1 protein-coding gene is annotated in these 738 nt (G+C 41.3%); it reads left to right on the top strand.

Annotation, left to right across the window (positions count from 1 at the left end):
• A partial coding sequence (locus ACFINS_RS10245; RefSeq protein ID WP_375706206.1) for an NAD(P)/FAD-dependent oxidoreductase occupies positions 1–738 on the top strand: 738 nt, incomplete at both ends.

Here is a 738-nt window from a genome sequence, read left to right as displayed (position 1 = left end):
AAGCATGGAATTTGACATAGTAATTGTGGGAGCCGGCCCTGCAGGACTTTCCGCTGCAATTCGTCTGAAACAAATTAATCCAGAACTTTCTGTCACAATCGTTGAAAAAGGCACTGAAGTTGGTGCACATATTCTCTCTGGTGCAGTTGTTGATCCTATCGGTATTGATACACTCTTGCCAGAATGGAGAAAGGAACAGAATCATCCTTTCAAGACACCGGTCACCAGTGATCAGTTTTTTTTTCTAAAGCCCAAACATGCTACATTATTTCCCAATGTTTTTAATCCAAAAATCTTATCAAATAACGGATGCTATATCGTTTCGCTCGGGAGTGTCTGTCGCTGGCTAAGCAAAAAAGCCGAAGCGCTCGGTGTTGAAATCTATCCTGGTTTTTCCATATCGGAAACCATAGAAAACGATAACGGAGCCATCATTGGAGTCCTCACAGGTGATGTAGGCTTAAACAAAGATGGAACTCCTGGAAAAAATTATACGCCTGGTATGGCGTTATTAGCAAAATATACGCTGATTGCGGAAGGAGCGTGTGGCTCCATCGCAAAACAACTGATACAAAAATTTGATCTTAGCAAAAACCGTGAACCACAAAAGTTTGGTCTCGGTCTCAAAGAGCTTTGGGAAGTTGATCCAAAAAAACATAAGCTTGGTTTAGTTCAACATTTTGCCGGTTGGCCCTTAGATAATAATACTAGTGGTGGTGGTTTTCTTTATCACCAAGA

The sequence above is a fragment of the Bartonella sp. AA2SXKL genome (assembly GCF_042197205.1).
GTDB lineage: Bacteria > Pseudomonadota > Alphaproteobacteria > Rhizobiales > Rhizobiaceae > Bartonella.
This window is presented reverse-complemented; position numbering and strand designations above follow the sequence as displayed.